General features: G+C 73.1%; 16 protein-coding genes. All 16 read right to left on the minus strand.

Annotated features, from left to right (window positions below; translation table 11 throughout):
* Nucleotides 1-320, minus strand: a 320-nt coding sequence (locus tag FZ103_RS25600; RefSeq protein ID WP_343233571.1) for an RRXRR domain-containing protein, incomplete at its 3' end; no start/stop codon positions are given.
* 319 nt (nt 321-639) lie between these two features.
* Entirely contained in the window at nt 640-1,617 is a 978-nt protein-coding gene (gene argF, locus FZ103_RS16625; RefSeq protein WP_156002435.1) for an ornithine carbamoyltransferase, read from the minus strand.
* Complete coding sequence (locus tag FZ103_RS16630; RefSeq protein ID WP_186356420.1) at nt 1,614-2,807, minus strand: acetylornithine transaminase; 1,194 nt, start codon at nt 2,805-2,807, stop codon at nt 1,614-1,616. Before FZ103_RS16630 ends, argF begins: the two co-directional genes overlap by 4 nt.
* A complete protein-coding gene (gene argB, locus FZ103_RS16635; protein WP_156002436.1) occupies nt 2,804-3,730 on the minus strand; it encodes an acetylglutamate kinase in 927 nt (308 codons plus the stop codon). Before argB ends, FZ103_RS16630 begins: the two co-directional genes overlap by 4 nt.
* A gap of 92 nt (nt 3,731-3,822) precedes the next feature.
* The gene (argJ, locus tag FZ103_RS16640; protein ID WP_186356421.1) at nt 3,823-4,974 is read right to left on the minus strand and encodes a bifunctional glutamate N-acetyltransferase/amino-acid acetyltransferase ArgJ; all 1,152 of its coding nucleotides are present in this window, start codon (nt 4,972-4,974) and stop codon (nt 3,823-3,825) included.
* 61 nt (nt 4,975-5,035) lie between these two features.
* A complete protein-coding gene (gene argC / locus FZ103_RS16645) occupies nt 5,036-6,064 on the minus strand; it encodes an N-acetyl-gamma-glutamyl-phosphate reductase (RefSeq protein ID WP_156002437.1) in 1,029 nt (342 codons plus the stop codon).
* A gap of 758 nt (nt 6,065-6,822) precedes the next feature.
* The gene (locus tag FZ103_RS16650) at nt 6,823-8,265 is read right to left on the minus strand and encodes an FAD-binding oxidoreductase (RefSeq protein ID WP_255430076.1); all 1,443 of its coding nucleotides are present in this window, start codon (nt 8,263-8,265) and stop codon (nt 6,823-6,825) included.
* Between the two features lie 219 nt (nt 8,266-8,484).
* A complete protein-coding gene (locus FZ103_RS16655; protein WP_156002438.1) occupies nt 8,485-8,955 on the minus strand; it encodes a MarR family winged helix-turn-helix transcriptional regulator in 471 nt (156 codons plus the stop codon).
* A gap of 173 nt (nt 8,956-9,128) precedes the next feature.
* Nucleotides 9,129-10,358, minus strand: coding sequence for an aspartate aminotransferase family protein (locus FZ103_RS16660; protein ID WP_156002914.1), 1,230 nt, complete (start codon nt 10,356-10,358; stop codon nt 9,129-9,131).
* Between the two features lie 413 nt (nt 10,359-10,771).
* Entirely contained in the window at nt 10,772-13,276 is a 2,505-nt protein-coding gene (gene pheT / locus FZ103_RS16665) for a phenylalanine--tRNA ligase subunit beta (protein WP_156002439.1), read from the minus strand.
* Nucleotides 13,276-14,394 (minus strand): phenylalanine--tRNA ligase subunit alpha, encoded by a 1,119-nt coding sequence (gene pheS / locus FZ103_RS16670; protein ID WP_156002440.1) that lies wholly within the window; start codon nt 14,392-14,394, stop codon nt 13,276-13,278. Before pheS ends, pheT begins: the two co-directional genes overlap by 1 nt.
* A gap of 124 nt (nt 14,395-14,518) precedes the next feature.
* On the minus strand, nt 14,519-15,553 hold the full coding sequence (locus FZ103_RS16675) for an ATP-binding protein (protein WP_156002915.1): 1,035 nt from the start codon (nt 15,551-15,553) through the stop codon (nt 14,519-14,521).
* A gap of 330 nt (nt 15,554-15,883) precedes the next feature.
* Nucleotides 15,884-16,735 carry an RNA methyltransferase gene (locus tag FZ103_RS16680; RefSeq protein WP_156002441.1) on the minus strand — a complete coding sequence of 284 codons (852 nt, stop codon included), beginning with the start codon at nt 16,733-16,735 and terminating at the stop codon, nt 15,884-15,886.
* 26 nt (nt 16,736-16,761) lie between these two features.
* A complete protein-coding gene (rplT, locus tag FZ103_RS16685; RefSeq protein ID WP_186356422.1) occupies nt 16,762-17,145 on the minus strand; it encodes a 50S ribosomal protein L20 in 384 nt (127 codons plus the stop codon).
* A gap of 113 nt (nt 17,146-17,258) precedes the next feature.
* Nucleotides 17,259-17,450 carry a 50S ribosomal protein L35 gene (gene rpmI / locus FZ103_RS16690; protein WP_156002442.1) on the minus strand — a complete coding sequence of 64 codons (192 nt, stop codon included), beginning with the start codon at nt 17,448-17,450 and terminating at the stop codon, nt 17,259-17,261.
* Nucleotides 17,451-17,644: 194 nt separating this feature from the next.
* On the minus strand, nt 17,645-18,244 hold the full coding sequence (infC, locus tag FZ103_RS16695; protein ID WP_186356523.1) for a translation initiation factor IF-3: 600 nt from the start codon (nt 18,242-18,244) through the stop codon (nt 17,645-17,647).
* Between the last annotated feature and the right edge of the window lie 397 nt (nt 18,245-18,641).

The following is an 18,641-nucleotide window of genomic DNA, read 5'->3' on the forward strand; positions in this document are numbered from 1 at the left end:
CGCCGGTAGGCCGACCGCTGCCCCATCCTCTTTTTGATCAGGGCGCCGCGGTGGTCGAGCCGGAGCGCGAACCGGCCGCGCCGCTCGCCCCCGCGGGCGGTGAACACGGCCACTCCGGTGTGCTTGGACCCGGGGTCGATACCGACGTCGACGCCGTCGACCTCGGAGTTCTCCACGGTGCGGTCTTTCAACCGGATGGTGAAGGGGGTGCGGCGGTGCACGACCGCCCGGCCCTTATCCAGGAGTTGGCGGGCGCGTGCCGGGTGGCACGGCTGCAACGGCACGCGGTTGGTGTCGAGCACGAAAACGTGCGGGGGCACCTCACGGTGCTGCTCCCCGACCTCGGAGGGCGCGGGGGTGGCGCCGGCGCCGCCGGGGGAAGCGGCGCCGGTCTCCTCTCGCACATGTCCCGCACCGGGTGCCTCACGGCGCCCGCCCCCCGTTTCGTCCCTGTTCCCGGGGTTGTCTGCTGGGGCGGGTTCCAGAGTAGGCCGCTGAGGAGGCACGGCCTGGTGGGTCTTCTCTCCTGTGCGGAACGTAGCCAACGCGGTTCACCTCCCATGGTGTTGGCTGGTGCTGGTAACGGCGGGCCTCCACCCGGGTGGGTGGAAGGCCCCCGCCTTCAGGCAGGGGAACCCGTTACCGTCGCGCGCCTCCTCTGCCCTGGTCCGGGTCGGCGCCGCCGGTGAGCAGGAAGTGCAGCAGCGCCTTCTGCGCGTGGCGGCGGTTCTCGGCCTGGTCCCAGACCGCGCTGTTGGGCCCGTCGATGACCGAGGCGGCGATCTCCTCGCCGCGGTGGGCGGGCAGGCAGTGCAGCACGACGGCGCCGGGCGCGGCCAGGGCCAGGGCCTGCTCGTCGACGGCGTAGCCGAGGAAGGGGGTGACCCGCTGTTCGGCCTCGTCCTCCTGGCCCATCGAGGTCCACACGTCGGTGGCCAGCACGTCGGCGCCCGCGGCGGCCTCGGCGGGATCGCCGGCGACGGTGACCGAGGCGCCGGTGGCGCCGGCGATCTCGCCCGCGCGGGAGAGCACGCCGGCGTCGGGCCGGTAGCCCTCAGGCGCGGCGATGCGCACGTGCATGCCGGCCAGGGCGCCGCCCAGCAGGTAGGAGTGGGCCATGTTGTTGGCGCCGTCGCCGAAGTAGGCGAGGGTGAGCCCGGCGAGGCGGCCCTTGCGCTCGCGGACGGTCTGCAGGTCGGCGAGGATCTGGCAGGGGTGGAAGGTGTCGGTGAGGGCGTTGACCACCGGGACCGAGCCGGCTTCGGCCATGGTCTCCAGGCGCCGCTGGGCGAAGGTGCGCCAGACGACGGCGGCGACCTGGCGGTCCAGGACGCGGGCGGTGTCCTCGACGGGTTCGCCGCGCCCCAGCTGGCTGCCCTGGGCGTCGATGACCAGGGGGTGGCCGCCCAGCTCGGACACACCCACGGCGAAGGACACGCGGGTGCGCGTTGAGGGCTTGTCGAACAGCAGCGCCACGGTGCGCGGGCCCTCCAGCGGCCGGTAGGCGTAGGGGTCCTTCTTCATGGCGTCGGCGAGGTCGAGAACCGCGGCCTGCTCGGCGGGGGTGAGGTCGTCGTCGCGCAGGAAGTGCCGTAGGGGGTGGGGGGATGCGTTCATCGTGCCTCCTCGAGGATGGCCGGCAGGGCGGCGGTGAACTCCAGGACCTCGTCGCGGGTGATGGTCAGCGGCGGCGCGAGCCGCACCGTGTCGGGGGTGAGTGCGTTGACCAGGAATCCGTGTGCCGCGGCGGCGGCCTGGAATCCGGCCGAGGCGGCGTCGTTCAACCGGATGCCCAGCCACAGGCCGCTGCCGCGGACGCCTGCCAGCAGCGGGTGGTCGAGGGCGGTGATCTCGTGTTCGAGCAGTGTGCCCAGTTCGGCGGCCGAGGCCAGCAGGTTGTCGCCGTCGATGGTGTCGAGCACCGCCAGGGCGGCGGCGCAGGCCACGGGGTTGCCGCCGAAGGTGGAGCCGTGGTCACCCTTGGCGAAGGCGGTGGCGTAGCGGCCCAAGCCCACGCAGGCGCCGATGGGCAGGCCGCCGCCCAGTCCCTTGGCGAGGGTGAGCACGTCGGGGGTCACACCGTGGGCCTGGTGGGCGAACCAGCGGCCGGTGCGGCCGATGCCGCTCTGGATCTCGTCGAGGACGAAGGCGGCGCCCGCGGCGTCGCAGATCCTGCGGACCTCGGCGAGGTAGCCCTCGGGTGCCGGCACCACGCCGGCCTCGCCCTGCACGGGTTCGACGACGACGGCCGCGCAGGTCTCGTCGACGGCCTCGTGCAGGGCGTCGGCGTCGCCGTGGGGCACGAAGACCACGTCGGTGCCGTGCGGGCCGAAGGGGTCGCGGATGGCGGGTTTGCCGGTGATGGACAGGGCGCCCAGGGTGCGGCCGTGGAACCCGTCCTCGGTGGCCACGATGCGGGTGCGGCCCTCGCCCGCGGCGCGCTTGACGAGTTTGAGCGCGGCCTCGTTGGCCTCGGTCCCGGAGTTGGCGAAGAAGACACGCGCCTCGCCCGCGCCGGTGTCCAGGAGGGAGACGAGCCGCTCGGCCAGCTCGATCTCGCGCTCGTGCAGGAACAGGTTGCTGGTGTGGGCGATGGCCGCGGCCTGGTCGGCGACGGCGGCCACCAGCGCGGGGTGGGCGTGGCCGAGCGCGGAGACGGCGATGCCGGCGATGAGATCGAGGTAGGCCCTGCCGTCGGCGTCGAAGACCCGGCGGCCCTCGCCGCGGACCAGCGCCAGAGGCGGGGTGCCGTAGTTGGGCATCAGCACCGCCTCGAAGCGGGCCTGCAGGTCGGTGGTGGCGCTCACAGGTCACTCTCGCCTTCGAAGATGTCCACGGGCTCTGTGGGTTCCGCGGCCTCCGCGACGACCATGGTGCCGATGCCCTCGTTCGTGAAGATCTCCAGCAGCATGGAGTCGGGGGTGCGCCCGTCGAGGACGTGGGCCTGCGGGACCCCGCCCCGCACGGCCTGCAGGCACGCCTCCATCTTGGGCACCATGCCCGAGGACAACTCGGGCAGCATGGCCTCCAGTTCGCCGGCGGTGAGCCTGCTGATCAGCTCCTCGCAGGCGGGGTAGTCGGCGTAGAGGCCCTCGACGTCGGTGAGGACGACGAGCTTGCCGGCGCCCAGGCCCACGGCGAGCGCGGCGGCGGCGGTGTCGGCGTTGACGTTGAAGACGCCTTCGTCGGAGCGGGCGACGCTGGAGATGACGGGGATGCGCCCGTCGTCGAGGAGGGTGCGCACGACGCCGGGCTGGACGTCGACGACCTCGCCGACCTGGCCGAGGTCGACGGGGGCGCCGTCGACCCAGGCGGACTTGCGCTCGGCGGTGATCAGGTGGGCGTCCTCGCCCGAAAGGCCCACGGCGAAGGGGCCGTGGGCGTTGATCAGTCCGACGATGTCGCGGTTGACCTGGCCGACCAGGACCATGCGGACGATGTCCATGGTCTCGGGCGTGGTCACCCGCAGGCCGGCGGCGAAGGTGCTGGTGACGCCTAGGCGGTCCAGGTGCGCGCTGATCTGCGGGCCGCCGCCGTGCACGACGACGGGGCGCAGGCCGGCGTAGCGCAGGAAGACGATGTTCTGGGCGAAGCGCTCGCGCAGCGCGGGGTCGGTCATGGCGTTGCCGCCGTACTTGACCACGACGGTCTTGCCGTGGAACCGGCTGAGCCAGGGAAGGGCTTCGATCAGCGTGTTGGCCTTGTCCAGGGCCTGTTTGCGAGAGTTCATCGGATTCGCGGTGCGGGCGCCGCGCCGCGCGCGGAGCCCGGGCGCACCGTTCTTCCCTCCCTTTCCAACGTGTTCGCCCCGAAGCGGTGGCGTCAGGAGCTGTAGTCGGCGTTCTCGTGCACGTAGCCGGTGGTCAGGTCGGTGGTCCACACGGTCGCGGCCTCGCTGCCCGCCGAGAGGTCGACGGTCACGGTGACGTCGCGCCCGCTCAGGTCCACCTTGGCGCGGTCGTCGCCGATGGCGCCCCGGCGGCACACCCACACGCCGTTGATGGCGACGTTGACCTCGTCGGGCTCGAAGGCCGCCCCGGTGGTGCCCACGGCCGCCAGTGCCCGGCCCCAGTTGGGATCCTCGCCGAACAGGGCGCACTTGAACAGGTTGCTGCGGGCGACGGATCGGGCCGCCTCGACGGCGTCGTCCTCGCTGGCGGCGCCGACGACCTCGACGGCGATGGACTTGGTGGCGCCCTCGGCGTCGGCGATGAGCTGGCGGGCGAGGTCGTCGCAGACCTCGGTGAGCAGCGCGCCGAACTCCGCCTCGTCGGGGGCGGTGCCCGAGGCGCCGCTGGCCATGAGCACGACCGTGTCGTTGGTGGAGGCGCAGCCGTCGGAGTCGACGCGGTCGAAGGTGCGCCGGGTGGCGGCACGCAGCAGGCCGTCGCACTGGGCGGGGGTGAGGTCGGCGTCGGTGGTGATGACGCAGAGCATGGTGGCCAGGGCGGGCGCGAGCATGCCGGCGCCCTTGGCCATACCGCCGATGGTGTAGCCGGTGCCGCGCTTGAAGGCGATCTTGGCGACGGTGTCGGTGGTGCGGATGGCGTCGGCGGCGTCGGGGCCGCCGTCGCGCGCGGCCGACTCGGCGGCGGCCTGGACGCCCTCCAGCAGGCGGGGCATGGGCAGCCGCTCGCCGATGAGTCCGGTGGAGCACACGATGATCTCGCCGGCGGAGTCGTCCAGGGCCGCGGCGACGTGCTCGGCGGTGGCGTGGGTGTCCTGGAACCCGGCCGGGCCGGTGCAGGCGTTGGCGCCGCCGGCGTTGAGCACCACCGCGCGCACCCGGCCGCCCTTGGCCACCTGCTGCGACCACAGCACCGGGGCGGCCTTGACGCGGTTGCGGGTGAAGACCGCCGCGGCGGCGCGGGAGGGTCCGTCGTTGACGACGAGGGCGACGTCGCGGGCGCCGTCCCGCTTGAGGCCGGCGCTTACTCCGGCGGCGCGGAACCCGTTGGGTGCGGTGACGCTCACGGTGAGGGCCTTTCACGTGCGTTCGGATGCGGATGCGGCGGCCGCGGGGGCCCGCGGAGCGCTAGGGCGCGACGCCGGTGACGGGCAGGCCGGCGGCCTCGGGCAGCCCCAGGGCGATGTTGGCGCTTTGCAGGGCGCCGCCGGCGGTGCCCTTGGTGAGGTTGTCCAGCGCGGCCACGGCGACCATGCGCCCGGCGTCGGGGTCGACGGTGACCTGGACGAGCGCGGTGTTGGCGCCCAGCGTCATGGCGGTGCTGGGCCAGGTGCCCTCGGGCAGCAGGCGCACGAAGGGCTCGTCGGCGTAGCGGTCGCGGTAGGCGGCGGTGATCCGCTCGGCGGTGGCGCCGGGGCGCAGCGGCGCGGTGCAGGTGGCCAGGATCCCGCGGGGCATCGGGGCCAGCACGGGAGTGAAGGAGAGGGTGACCGGGGTGCCCGCCGCGCCCGACAGGTTCTGCACGATCTCGGGGTTGTGCCGGTGGGCGCCGCCGACGCCGTAGGGGCTGACCGATCCCATGACCTCGCTGCCGACCAGGTGGGGCTTGGGCGCCTTGCCGGCTCCCGAGGTACCGGTGACGGCGACGACGACGGCCTCGGGTTCGACCAGCGCCTCGGCCATCGCCGGGAAGAGCCCCAGGGTGGCGGTGGTGACGTGGCAGCCGGGCACCGCGATGCGGCGGGTGCCGGCCAGCGCCTCGCGCGCACCGGGGAGCTCGGGCAGCCCGTAGGGCCAGGTGCCGGCGTGCGGCGTGCCGTAGTAGCGCTCCCAGGCGGCGGAGTCGGTGAGGCGGAAGTCGGCGCCGCAGTCGACCACGAGGACGTCGGGGCCCAACTGCTCGGCGATGGCGGCGGACTGGCCGTGCGGCAGCGCCAGGAAGACGACGTCGTGGCCGGCGAGGGTGTCGGCGGTGGTGTCGGCCAGCACCCGGTCGGCCAGGGGCACCAGGTGCGGCTGGTGCTCGCCCAGCCGGCTGCCGGCGCTACCGCCGGCGGTGAGGGTGCCGACCTCCATCTCGGGATGCCCCAGCAGCAGGCGCAGCAGCTCGCCCCCCGCGTAGCCGCTGGCCCCGGCGACGGCCGCCGTGTATCCCATCGTCGCCCCCTTGTGGTGCACCCTCCGCAATCCTTGAACCATCATGCATCACCCTGCAAGATTATGCAAGTGGTGTGAGTGGAGCGGCAGCGGGTGCACGCCACCGCCCCTACGTCCTGTTCAAGAAGCCGGACACCACAGCACAGCGGCTGCGGCAATGGGGCTGTGATGCGCGAATCCCACCCGTCACCCGCCACCGCCCCTAACGGAGGCGCTGCGCGCCACGAGCCCATCGTGCCCGTCACCCGCCACCGCCCCTAACGGAGGCGCTGCGCGCCACGAGCCCATCGTGCCCGTCACCCGCCACCGCCCCTAACGGAGGCGCTGCGCGCCACGTACTTGTTCTGCGCCGGCTTGCCGCCGAGCGCACGGCGCACTTTTGCGCCGGAGGTCCGCCACCGGTGGTGCGGCTCCACCGGGGAAGAACCGCGTGCGCTCGGCGGCAAGCAAACACGTGACGCGAAGCGTCCCCGCTGGGGCGGTGGCGGGCTGACGGGCGGGCACGTGACGCGAAGCGTCTCCGTTGGGGCGGTGGCGGGCTGACGGGCGGGCACGTGACGCGAAGCGTCTCCGTTGGGGCGGTGGCGGGCTGACGGGCGGGCACGTGGCGCGAAGCGTCTCCGTTGGGGCGGTGGCGGGCTGACGGGCGGGCCGCGCTACGCGAGACGCGCCCATTGCCGCAGCCGCGATGGCGGCCGCCCCGGGTGGTACCCGGCGGGTTCCTGGAAAGCCGCGCCCCCGCCGTTCTTCAACACGGGCTATCGCCCCGCCAAACGCCCCGCGATGTCGGCGAGGCGGGAGGTGCGCGAGACCCGGTCGGACTCGCGGCGGTCGGCGCCGCGGTAGAGGCCGTAGACGAGGTGCGTGCCTACCCAGCGCAGCGGCTCGGGCTCCCAGCCGCGCACGCTGCGGCCCACCCACGGCAGCTGGGTCAGCTCGGTGGTCTCCCCCAGCACCAGGTCGCGCAGGGTGCGCCCGGCCAGGTTGCTCGTGGTCACGCCGCTGCCGACGTAGCCGCCGGCCCACCCCAGGCCGGTGCGGGGATCCAGGTTCACCGTGGGGCACCAGTCGCGCGGGACGCCGAGCACGCCCGACCACGCGTGGACGATGGGCACCTCGGCGGCGACGGGGAACAGCCGGGCCAGCACGCGCCACAGCTCGGCGATGGTCTGGGGCGGGGTGGCGCCGTCGACGTCGCGGGCGGAGCCGAAGCGGTAGGGCACGCCGCGCCCGCCGATAACGATGCGGCCGTCGGCGGTGCGCTGGGCGTAGCAGTAGGCGTGCGCCTGGTCGCCCAGCACCTCCTGGCGCTCCCAGCCGATGTGGCGCCACATCACATCGGTGAGCGGCTCGGTGGCGATCATGGAGCTGTTCATCGGCAGCCACTGGCGGCGCTGGCCCTGGAGGGTGGCGGTGAAGCCCTCGGTGGCGCGGATGACGTGGTCGGCGCGCACCGTCCCGTGCGGTGAGACGGCGCAGGCGCGCTCGGCGCCGGTGCGCGGGCGGATCTCGGTGACCGGGGTGTCCTCGAAGATGTCGGCGCCCAGCCGCTCGGCCGCCGCGGCGAGGCCGAGCACCAGCTTCGCGGGGTGCACGCGCGCGGCGTGCGGGCTGTAGGCGGCGGCCACGGCGCCGTCGACCTGCAGGCGCGGCTCGCCGCAGGGGTCGATCAGGTGCAGGTCCTCGGGCCAGTAGCCCCATTCGTGCAGTTCGGCGACCTCCTCCTGCAGCCGGGACTTCTGCGCGGGGTTGGTGGCGACCAGGCGCATGCCGCCCTTGGCGATGTCGGCGTCGATGCCCTCGTCGCCGGCCACCGCGATCACCTCGTCGACCGAGGACATCATGGCGCGCTGCAGGGCGACCACCGCGGCCTTGCCGTGGGTGGCCGCGTAGCGGCGCTTGGACCCGGCGAACTCGGCGGAGAGCCACCCGCCGTTGCGCCCGGAGGCCCCGTAGCCGGCGAACTCGCGCTCCAGCACGGCGACGCGCAGGTCCGGGCGCGCCTTCTTCAGGTAGTAGGCGGTCCACAGGCCGGTGTAGCCGGCGCCCACGATGCACACGTCGTAGTCGGCGTCGCCGGGCAGGGCGGCGCGCCTTTCGGGCAGGCCGACGTCGCGGAACCAGTAGGAGACCCCGCCGTTGCGGAAGCCCGTGGAACGGGGGACGGCGCGCATCTCGGCGGCGACGGTGAACGGACTCATGGGCGGCCCCCGGCTGGTCGGCTCTTCCGCGGGCGTGCCGGGCCTCGCTCCTGCGCTCGTCAGTCCAGACGCCGCCGCGCCCCGCACGCCCGCTCGTGTTCCTGCTGCACGTGACAGCCGATCAGACTACCGGGGCGCCGCCGCACGTCTGCGCGCGGAGGGTCCGGACGGAATCAATGGAATCCCCCGCGGGCGGCGGCGGCCCGCGCCGGCCGCGGCTCAGGCCTCCCGGGCGCTGTCGCGCAGGCGGCGGGCGAGTTCGGCCAGGCGGCGCAGCCCGTCCTCGCCGAGCGGGCCGAGTACGTGCTCGCGCAGCAGCAGCACGTGCTGGGCCCGGGCCTTGTCGGCGAACTCGCGGCCCGCGGGGGTCAGCTCCGCATAGACCACGCGCCGGTCCTCGGGGCAGGAGGTGCGCACGAGGTAGCCCTTGCGCTCCAGGCGGTCGGCGAGCTTGGTGAACCCGCCGCTGCTGAGGCTGACCTCGCGGGCCAGGCGGCTCATCGGCAGGCGGTTGCCCGGCGAGCGCTGCAGCCGGATCAGCACCTCGAACCAGGGGCCGGACATGTCGCCGCCGCTGGGGTCGACACCGCGCAGCAGCAGCGGGGACGTGTCGTGCAGGGCCTCGACCAGCAGCCCCCAGGCGGTGATGAGCTCGTCGTCGCCGATTCCGGCGCCGGTCCCGGCGTCCATCTGCCCGCTCACCTCTTGGCCCCCGCTTCCATCGACCCCCTACCTTGCTCGCCTACTTATATTACCGAAGAAATATCTTTCTCGTTAACGAATTGCTCGTCTGCGCCGGGCCTGCGCATAGGCGGGGCGCCGCGGCACGGCCGCGGCGCCCCCCGGCTCGGCTCGGCCGGGTGTCACTGGTGCCGGTCGCCGACGGCGTCCAGCGCGGAGCGGAGCGTGGAGACCAGGTGGTCGATCTGCTCCCAGCTGATGATCAGCGGCGGCGAGATCAGCAGCGAGTGCGGGATCGCCCGCAGGATCACGCCGCGGGCGCGGGCCTCGGCGAAGACCTCGGCGGTGGTGATGCCGCGCTCGCCCAGCGCCTCCTCGGTGAGCTGGACCGCCGCCATGACGCCGGTGCCCGAGCGGACCTCGGCCACCAGCGGGTGGTCGGCCAGGGAGCGCACCGCCCCGTCGAGCTGGGTCTCGACCTCGGCGGCGACCGTGAACAGGTCCTCGCGCTCCAGGATGTCCAGGTTGGCCGAGGCCGCGGCGCAGCAGGTGGGGTGGCCGGCGTAGGTCGTGCCGTGGTGGAACGGGTTGCCGGGCCGGTTCCAGAACGGCTCTGCGACCTCGCCGCTGGTGATGACCCCGCCCAGGGGCTGGTAGCCGCTGGTGACCCCCTTGGCGAAGACGATCATGTCCGGCCGCACGCCGTAGCGCTCGATCCCGAACCAGTTGCCCATGCGGGCGAAGGCGCAGATGACGCTGTCGACGACGAAGAGGACGCCGTGGCGGCGGCAGACCTCGGAGACGCCGGTGAAGTAGTCGGCGTCGACGGCGTAGACGCCGCCCGCGCCGATGACGGGCTCGGCGAAGAAGGCGGCGACGTTCTCCGGGCCGACCCGCAGGATCTCCTCCTCCAGCGCGCGTACGGAGTCGTGCGGCACCACCGAGGCGTCCTCGACCATCGGCCCGAAGCCGCTGCGGAAGCGGTCCATGCCGATGATGCCGGTGCCGATCCCGTGCAGCCCGTGGTAGCCGCCGGTCCGGCTGATGAGGTGCCGCTTGCCGGGCCGGCCCTGGGCCGCCCAGTAGCGGCGGGCGAGCTTGGCGGCGGTCTCGATGGACTCCCCGCCGCCGCAGGTGAGGATCACCCGCGGGTCGGCCACGGGGGCGTGGGAGGCGAGCCGCTCGCTGAGCTCCAGGGCGGGCCGGTTGGCGAAGTCGCCGTAGACGGTGAACGCGTCGAGGGTGGTGAGCTGGCGGTGCACGGCGTCGGCGATCTCGCGCCGCCCGTGGCCGACGTTGCAGTACCACAGGCTGGCGGTGCCGTCGAGGAAGCGGTCGCCGTTCTCGTCCCAGAGCCAGGGCCCCTCCGCCCGTTCGACGACGAACTTCGGCCCCTGGGACACCTTGTTCATATCGCTGAAAGTGTGCCAGAAGCGGCCGGCCTCCAGCCGCTCCCTCGATGTGCGCGCATACGAAACCACTGTTTCGGTCATAGAGCGACCTCCGAGCCGAGCTGTGCGTGCGGACACGCACCAAGAAAACGCCGATTGAAACAGCTGTTCCGCGAGTGCCCCGGGACCCCGGATCGCGGCAGGTGACTGCAGGTTAAGTTCTCAGCCCGACTCGGTTCAAGAGACGAAACAAAGAATAATCCCCGCGTTAACCGGGAGCATTCATCCTACGTTTGACCTCGCGGCCGTGGCAAACGCCTGACCTGCGAAGATGCGGGGAAAATTCTTCTAAGACAACTGTGTCGGCCCCGCCCCTCCGATGTTTGACAGGGGCGGGGCCGACACACAGCGGGTCGCGCCGGAGGGCGGCCCGCTCAGCCGCGCAGCACCGCGCCGGTGCGTTCGGCCGCCGCGGCGACGGCGGAGTCGCGCGCCGCGGCGATCTCCTCGGCCGCGAGCGTGCGGTCGGGGGCGCGGAAGCGCAGCGCGTAGGCCAGCGACCGGCGGCCCGCGCCCAGCTGCTCACCGGTGTAGACGTCGAACAGCCGCACGTCCTCCAGCAGCTCGCCCGCTCCCGCGCGCAGCGCGTCCTCGACCTCGGCGGCGGAGACGCCGTCCTCCACCACCAGGGCGACGTCCTGCAGGGCCACCGGATAGCCCGAGACCAGCGGCGCCCGCACCGGCTCGCCGGCCGCCTCGACCACATCGAGGTCGATCTCCACGGCGGCGGTGCGCTGCGGCAGCCCGTAGGCCGCGACCGTGCGGGGGTGCAGCTCGCCGGCGTGGCCCGCGAGCCGCTCCTCGCCGTCGACGCGCACGTACAGCGCGGCGCAGCGGCCGGGGTGCCACGGGGCGTGCTGGGCGGAGCGCACGATCAGCTCGGCGTTGGCCGAGCGGGCCGCCTCGCGGGCGGTCTCGATGGCGTCGGCCCAGTTCGCCGGGCTCCCCCGGCGCTGCCAGGTCGCGGGTTCCCGGTCGCCGGCCAGCACCGCGCCGACCCGGCGCGGCTGGTCGGGCAGTGCGCGGGCCAGCGTCTCCTGCTCCTGGGGGCTCGGCCCCCGATCGACGGGGAGCATGGGGGCGTGGTCGGGCGCACCGGGCCGCGGCCGGTAGACCAGGCCGATCTCGTAGAGGGCCACGTCGGAGAAACCCCGCCCCACGTTGCGCACCAGCGTCTTGAGCAGCCCCGGCAGCAGCGTGGTGCGCAGCAGCGGCTCGTCCTCGCTCAGCGGGTTTGCCAGCCGCAGCGCGTCGCGGCGGGGGTCGTCGCCCTCGATCTGCAGGCCGTCGAGGTCCCGTTCGCCCATGAAGGGGTAGGAGAGCACCTCGGCGAACCCGGTGGCGGCCAGCCGCCGGCCGATCGAGCGGCGCAGCCGCTGGCTCGGGGTGAGGCCGCGCCCCGCCGGCGCGCGCGGCGGGATGGAGGGGATCGTGTCGTAGCCCTCGATGCGGACGACCTCTTCGGCGAGGTCGTTGGGGTCGGTGAGGTCGGGCCGCCAGGTGGGCGGGGTGACCCGCAGCGTCTGGGCATCGCCCTGCTCGACCGTGCAGCCGACCTGCTCCAGCGCCGCGATCACGCGTTCGCGCCCGTAGTCCACCCCCGCGACGCGGTCGGGATGGTCGCCGGCGATGGCGATCGGCCGCGGCCCGGCCGCGGCCCCGCCGGCGATGTCGGTGTAGTGCGGGTCGACCGTTCCGCCGCCCAACTCGGCCAGCAACCGGACCGCGCGGGTGGCGGCGGCCGGCTGCACAGCGGAGTCGACGCCCCGCTCGAAGCGCCGCGAGGACTCCGAGGAGAGCTGGTGGCGGCGCGACGCCCGGGCGATGTGGGTCTCGGCGAATTGCGCGGCCTCGACCAGCACGTCGGTCGAGGACAGGCCGATCTCCGTGCTCAGCCCGCCCATGACGCCGGCCAGGTTGATCGGGCCGGACTCGTCGGTGATGAGGATGTCGTCGGGGTCCAGCGCGCGGGTGACGTGGTCGAGGGTCTCCAGCTTCTCGCCCGAGCGGGCGAGCCGGACCTCGATGGGGCCCTGCAGCGCCGCGCGGTCCCAGGCGTGCAGCGGCTGGCCCAGTTCCATCATCACGTAGTTGGTGACGTCCACCGCCAGCGAGACGGAGCGGACCCCGGTCAGCGCGAGGCGCCGCTTCATCCACAGCGGCGTGGGCGCCTCGGGGTCGAACCCGGTGACGCCGTGCAGCACGTAGCGCGAGCAGACGGCGGGGTCGGCGACCGAGGCCGGATACCCCCCGCCCCGCGTCCCCGCCGGTTCGACCTCGGCCGGATCGCGAAAGGCCGTGCCGTAGGCGGTGGCCGCCTCTCGGGCCACGCCGCGGACCGACAGCGCGTAGCCGCGGTCGGGCGTCACGGCGATGTCGAGCACGTCTTCGCGCAGGCCCAGCAGCCCGTAGGCGTCGTCGCCGGGTTCGGCGCTGCCAGCGGGCAGCACGATGATCCCGGTGTGGTCCTCCCACAGCTCCAGTTCCGAGGCCGAGCAGATCATGCCCTCGGAGACCTTGCCGTAGGTCTTGCGGGCGCTGATGGCGAAGCCGCCGGGCAGCTCGGCGCCGGGCAGGGCGGTCACGACCAGGTCGCCCTCGCCGAAGTTGCGGGCGCCGCAGACGATGTGCTGCGGCTCGCCGGTGCCGTTGGCCCGGCCCACGTCGACCCGGCAGTAGCGGATGGGCTTCTTGAACCCGGTCAGCTCCTCGATCTCCAGCACGCGGCCCACCGCGATGGGGCCGCTGATGTCGGCGCCGACGGCGTCGACGGTCTCGACCTCCAGACCCAGGGCGATGAGCCTGGCGGCCAGGTCCTGGGCGGTCGTGCCCTCGGGCAGGTCCGTGTACTCCTTGAGCCAGGAAACGGGGACGCGCATCAGAACTCCATCCCGAACGCCGAGGTGAACCGCACGTCTCCCTCGACCATGTCTCGCATGTCCTCCACTCCGCGGGCGAACATCAGGGTCCGCTCCACGCCCAGGCCGAACGCCCAGCCGCTGTAGCGGTCGGTGTCCACGCCCGCCGCGGTCAGCACGCGCGGGTTGACCACGCCGCATCCGCCGATCTCGATCCAGCCTTCCGAGGAGCAGGTGCGGCAGGGCTGGGCGGGGTTGCCCACCGAGGCGCCCCGGCACACGAAGCACTCCATGTCGACCTCGGCGGAGGGCTCGGTGAACGGGAAGTAGGACGGCCGGAAGCGCGTGTTCAGGCCGCTGCCGAACATGTTCTCCACGAAGGCGTCGATGGCTCCGCGCAGGTGGGCCATGGTGATGCCCTCGTCGACGACCAGCCCTTCGAGCTGGTGGAAGACGGGGGTGTGGGTGGCGTCCAGTTCGTCGGTGCGAAACGTCTTGCCCGGCGCGACGACGTAGACCGGCAGGTCGCGCTGGAGCAGCGCGCGCACCTGCACCGGCGAGGTGTGGGTTCGCAGCACCAGCCCGGACGCGCCCCCCGCCGGCGACTCCACGAAGAAGGTGTCCTGCATGGTGCGGGCCGGGTGGTCGGGCAGGAAGTTGAGCGCGTCGAAGTTGTACCACTCCGCCTCGACCTCGGGCCCCTCGGCCACCTCGAAGCCCATGCCGACGAAGATGTCGGTCATCCGCTCGGCGACGGTGGTGACCGGGTGCCGCCCTCCCTGCGGCAGGCGGCCGGTGGGCAGGGTGACGTCCACGGCCTCCTCGACGAGGACGCGGGCGTCGCGCTCCTCCTCCAGCTCGGCCTGGCGCTGCTTGAGCGCCTCGCCCACCTCGCGGCGGGCGCCGCCCACCCGCTTGCCGGCATCGGCGCGGGCCGAGGGCGGCAGCGCGCCGATCTCGCGGTTGGCCAGGGCCAGCGGGGACCGGTCGCCGGCGTGGGCCAGGCGCACCTCTTTGAGCTCCTCAAGCGTGGCGGCCCCCGCGATGGCCGTCAGCGCCTCGTCGCGCATCCGGGCGACCTCGTCGGGGTGCAGTGGAGTCACTTCGACCGGATCGAATGAATTGTTCGGTGCAGACATGGATGTTCGCCTCGCCGCCCGCGCCCGCGAGGGCGGGGCGGCCGTCACGGCCCAGCGCTGCGCGTGGGCTCAAGCCGACAGGGACCTGGGAGGAAACCGCCCGCCGCGGCCGCTCCGGGTGCGCTTATGCGAACTCGGGGGCGCCGGCGGGCACGGTAAATCGGAACTCGGCACCGCCGCTGGGGGCGCGCCCGACCGTGATCTCGCCGCCGTGGGCCTCGATCAGCCCCTTGACTATGAACAGTCCCAGGCCGGTGCCGCCGCGGCGCCGGGTGCGCCAGAACCGCCGGAAGACACGCGGAACGGCGTCGGGAGCGATCCCCTTGCCCTCGTCGCGTACCGACACCACGGCTCCGTCCTCGTGCGGCTCGATCACAATGGTGACAGTACCAGCGCCGTGCCGCACACCGTTTTCCAGCAGGTTGGACATGATCTGGCCGATCTTGTCGGCGTCCAGCCACAGCTCGGGCAGCGGCCCGCGGACGTCGAGCCGGTAGCGGTCGGCGGGCTCGCCCGCGGCCACGCGGCCGGCGACCAGGGTGCGCGCCAGTTCGCCGAGGTCGACCACCTGCTTGCGGATCTCCACCCGGCCGGACTCGATGCGCGAGACGCTCAGCAGCTCGGTGATCAGCCGGGTGACGCGGTCGGCGTCGGCGTTGACCGTCTCCAGCATGAACAGCTTCTGCTTGTCGGTGAGCCGGTCCCATTTGCCCAGCAGCGTGGCGGTGAAGCCCTTGACGCTGGTCAGGGGGGAGCGCAGCTCGTGGGCGACGGTGGAGACCAGGTCGGCGCGGCTGCGTTCGCCCCGGGCCCGGTGGGAGGCGTCGCGCAGGGTGACGACCAGCCGGCTCAGCTCGCCGCCCGGGGTGTCGCGGACGTAGCGCGCGGCCACCAGGATCTCGCGGCCGTCGGCCAGGAACAGCGGGCGCTCGGGCTGGCGGGTGCGGGTGCGCAGGCCGCCGTAGGGGTCGCTGCACTTCCACCAGTCGCGGCCGTCGGCGTCGTGCAGCGGCAGGACGTCGCGGAAGTCGTGCCCCAAAGCGTCCTCGGGCGCGAGCCGGGACAGCCGCCGGGCCATCCGGTTGAACGTGACCACACGGCCGTCGCGGTCGGCGACGAGGAGGCCGTCGGGAAGGTCCTCGGCCGAGAGCTCGGGCATCGCGCCCGCCGCGCTCGCGCCGCCGCGCTCCCCTGGTTGGTCGCCGCCCACGACCGCCTCCCCACGCCCTGATGTGACTGCCCGCCGGGGATCATTACCCGCAGTCTCCGCCCGCTACGCTCCGGGGACACGGCTGGGATGATCGCGAGACGGTCCCCCTGCGTTCCGCCGGCGACCCGTAGATGGGAGATTGAGCGTATCGGCAACAAGGGGGATGCGGGCAACCCGCAGAACGCGGGAAAACCTGGGCATACGCCGGAAAGCTCGGCGTGGCGGGCGCCTCACCAGCGACCGCGCGGCACCGCGCGGTGCTACCCGTCTCGCGGGTGGCTACGCGTCTGCCGCATAGCGGGGGGCGGCGCCGGAGGCGCCCCTCCGGCCGCGCTGCTCCCGCGCAGTGGTGTACAGGCACACCGCAGCGGCAGTGGCTAAATTGAGGCTTTCGGCAGCGCCGTAAATGGGGACGGCGACCGCGCCGTCGGTCAGGGCGCGGATCTCCTCGGGCAGGCCCCAGGCCTCGTTGCCGAACACCCAGCCCACGGCGCCGTCGAGTTCGCCCGCGTCGGCCGCGGCGTGCAGGTCGCGGTCGCCGCCGCCGTCGGCCGCGAAGACGCGGGCACCGAGCCCGCGCAGATGGGAGACGGCCTCGCCGACGGGGACGCCCACGACGACGGGCAGATGGAACAGGCTGCCGGCCGAGGCGCGCACGCACTTGCCGTTGTAGGGGTCGACCGAGGCGTCGGTGAAGACCACGGCGTCGGCGCCGGCGGCGTCGGCCGTGCGCACGACCGTGCCGGCGTTTCCGGGGTCGCGCACGTGGGAGAGGACGGCGACCAGCCGGGCGGGGCCGATCCCGCTCAGCGGGACGTCGACGAAGCCGCACACGGCCAGCAGCCCTTGCGGGGTGACCGTCTGCGCCAGCTCCGCCATGACCTCCAGGGTGACCCGGTGGACGGCGGCGCCGCTGTCGTGGGCCGCCTCGACCAGGTCGGCGTGGCGCTGGGCGGCCTCGGCGGTGGTGAACAGCTCGTGCACCCGGCCCGGGGCCGCCAGCGCCTCGCGGACGGCCTGCGGCCCCTCGGCCAGGAACCGGCGCTCACGCCGGCGGAACGCGCGCTTGGCGAGCCGACGAGCCCCCTTGATGCGGGGAGACCTGGCGCTTATGAACTCGTGGCTCGCCATCGCGTCGTGCTGTCGGACCGGGTCGCTCAGGCCGCGGACTTCTGCTGCACGTCGCCGGGCAGCGCGTTCTTGGCGGTCTCGACGAGGGAGACGAAGGCCGCCTCGTCGTTGACGGCCATCTCGGCGAGCATCCGGCGGTCGACCTCGACACCGGCGAGCTTGAGACCCTGCATGAACCGGTTGTAGGTCAAGCCGTTGGCGCGGGCCCCGGCGTTGATGCGCTGGATCCACAGCTTGCGGAACTGCCCCTTGCGATCCTTGCGGTCGCGGTAGGAGTAGGTCATCGAGTGGAGCATCTGCTCCTTGGCCTTGCGGTACAGGCGCGAACGCTGTCCGCGGTAGCCGCTGGCCCGCTCGAGGACGACCCGGCGCTTCTTCTTGGCGTTGAGAGCCCGCTTCACGCGTGCCACTGTGACTCCCTTGTGGGTTGGCGTCGTTATCCGCCGCGATCCCGGTCGGCGGGCGCATGGCGCCCCGCCGGAGGGATCCGGCCGGACGGATCGGACGGAATGGAACTCAGCCGCTAGCCGAGCAGCTTCTTCATCTTCTTGGCGTCGGCGGGGGCGAGCTCCACCTCGCTGCTGAGACGGCGGGTGCGCTTGCTCGACTTGTGCTCGAGCAGGTGGTTCTTGTTGGCACGGCGGCGCATGATCTTGCCCGAGCCGGTCACACGGAAGCGCTTGCTGGCTCCGCTGTGGGATTTGTTCTTCGGCATAGTCGCCGTCGTCTCCTACTCAGTCGCTCAATCCGGTGCCGCCGGTCCTCCCGGCGGCACGACTGCACTGCTTCGCGCACAGCACACCGGCACACCGCGGCGCACCTCCGCCTCCCCCACCGGGTTCGGCGGCGGTACACCGCGCTGCATCAACGTACGCGGGGCGCTACGCGCCCGGTCCGATCCGCCGGAGCTCAGGTCCCCTGGCCGGCCTGCTCCTGCTGGCGCTGCTCGCGCCGCGGCTTGGCGCCGCCGGCGCGGGCCTCGGCCTTGTGCTCGGAGCGGCGCTTGTGCGGTCCGAGCACCATGACCATGTTGCGGCCGTCCTGCTTGGGCTGCGACTCGACCGCTCCCAGCTCGGAGACGTCGTCGGCCAGCCTGGCCAGCAGCCGGCGTCCCAGCTCGGGCCGGGACTGCTCACGGCCGCGGAACATGATCGTCACCTTGACCTTGTCCCCGCCCTTGAGGAACCGCTCGACGTGACCCTTCTTGGTCTCGTAGTCGTGCGGGTCGATCTTGGGGCGGAGCTTGATCTCCTTGATGATCGTGTTCGACTGGTTCCTGCGCGACTCGCGCGCCTTGACCGCGGACTCGTACTTGTACTTGCCGTAGTCCATCAGCTTCGCGACCGGCGGGCGGGCCGTGGGCGCGACCTCGACGAGGTCGAGCTGGGCCTCTTCGGCGAGGCGCAGCGCGTCCTGCACGGGCACTATGCCCACCTGTTCGCCATTGGGACCGACGAGTCGGACCTCGGCCACCCTGATGCGGTCATTGATGCGGGGCTCAGCGCTGATGGGACCCCTCCCTAGCTTTGTCGTAACTCTTGTGGGGGGTCACCCGGCCCTGAACGGAACCGAAAAGCGAAAACCCCGCCGGCGGTGTGCAAGCGGGGTGATCCACCGAAACGCGTCCTCCCGGCGGGGCCCAATGCCACCGCCGCGACGCGCCGCCGCCGGAACCGACGGCGTCGAACAGCGCACCGTATGCGCCGCCGACCGGACCCGAACGGGGTTTTCCCCGGCGGGTGGGAGGATCCGCCTCCGCTTACGCGTGTCCGATGCTCGGTGCACCGGATCAGGTCAGGAGACCAGAATACCAGTAGTTTCGCTGCGTTCCATCCCAAGTGCCGGGCGACACCTGCGACCTGCAACAGTCTGCATCATCCAACAGCGGGGGCATGTGGGCTATTCC

This window comes from Streptomonospora sp. PA3 (genome assembly GCF_009728995.1).
GTDB lineage: Bacteria > Actinomycetota > Actinomycetes > Streptosporangiales > Streptosporangiaceae > Streptomonospora.

What these genes read in the sequence shown, in the direction of transcription:
- pheS (WP_156002440.1), bottom strand. Translation starts at nt 14,394, where the DNA reads ATGTCTGCACCGAACAATTCATTCGATCCGGTCGAAGTGACTCCACTG.
- FZ103_RS16680 (WP_156002441.1), bottom strand. Translation starts at nt 16,735, where the DNA reads ATGGCGAGCCACGAGTTCATAAGCGCCAGGTCTCCCCGCATCAAGGGG.
- FZ103_RS16650 (WP_255430076.1), bottom strand. Translation starts at nt 8,265, where the DNA reads ATGAGTCCGTTCACCGTCGCCGCCGAGATGCGCGCCGTCCCCCGTTCC.
- FZ103_RS16655 (WP_156002438.1), bottom strand. Translation starts at nt 8,955, where the DNA reads ATGGACGCCGGGACCGGCGCCGGAATCGGCGACGACGAGCTCATCACC.
- argB (WP_156002436.1), bottom strand. Translation starts at nt 3,730, where the DNA reads ATGAACTCTCGCAAACAGGCCCTGGACAAGGCCAACACGCTGATCGAA.
- argF (WP_156002435.1), bottom strand. Translation starts at nt 1,617, where the DNA reads ATGAACGCATCCCCCCACCCCCTACGGCACTTCCTGCGCGACGACGAC.
- rpmI (WP_156002442.1), bottom strand. Translation starts at nt 17,450, where the DNA reads ATGCCGAAGAACAAATCCCACAGCGGAGCCAGCAAGCGCTTCCGTGTG.
- FZ103_RS16675 (WP_156002915.1), bottom strand. Translation starts at nt 15,553, where the DNA reads ATGCCCGAGCTCTCGGCCGAGGACCTTCCCGACGGCCTCCTCGTCGCC.
- pheT (WP_156002439.1), bottom strand. Translation starts at nt 13,276, where the DNA reads ATGCGCGTCCCCGTTTCCTGGCTCAAGGAGTACACGGACCTGCCCGAG.
- FZ103_RS16660 (WP_156002914.1), bottom strand. Translation starts at nt 10,358, where the DNA reads ATGAACAAGGTGTCCCAGGGGCCGAAGTTCGTCGTCGAACGGGCGGAG.
- argC (WP_156002437.1), bottom strand. Translation starts at nt 6,064, where the DNA reads ATGGGATACACGGCGGCCGTCGCCGGGGCCAGCGGCTACGCGGGGGGC.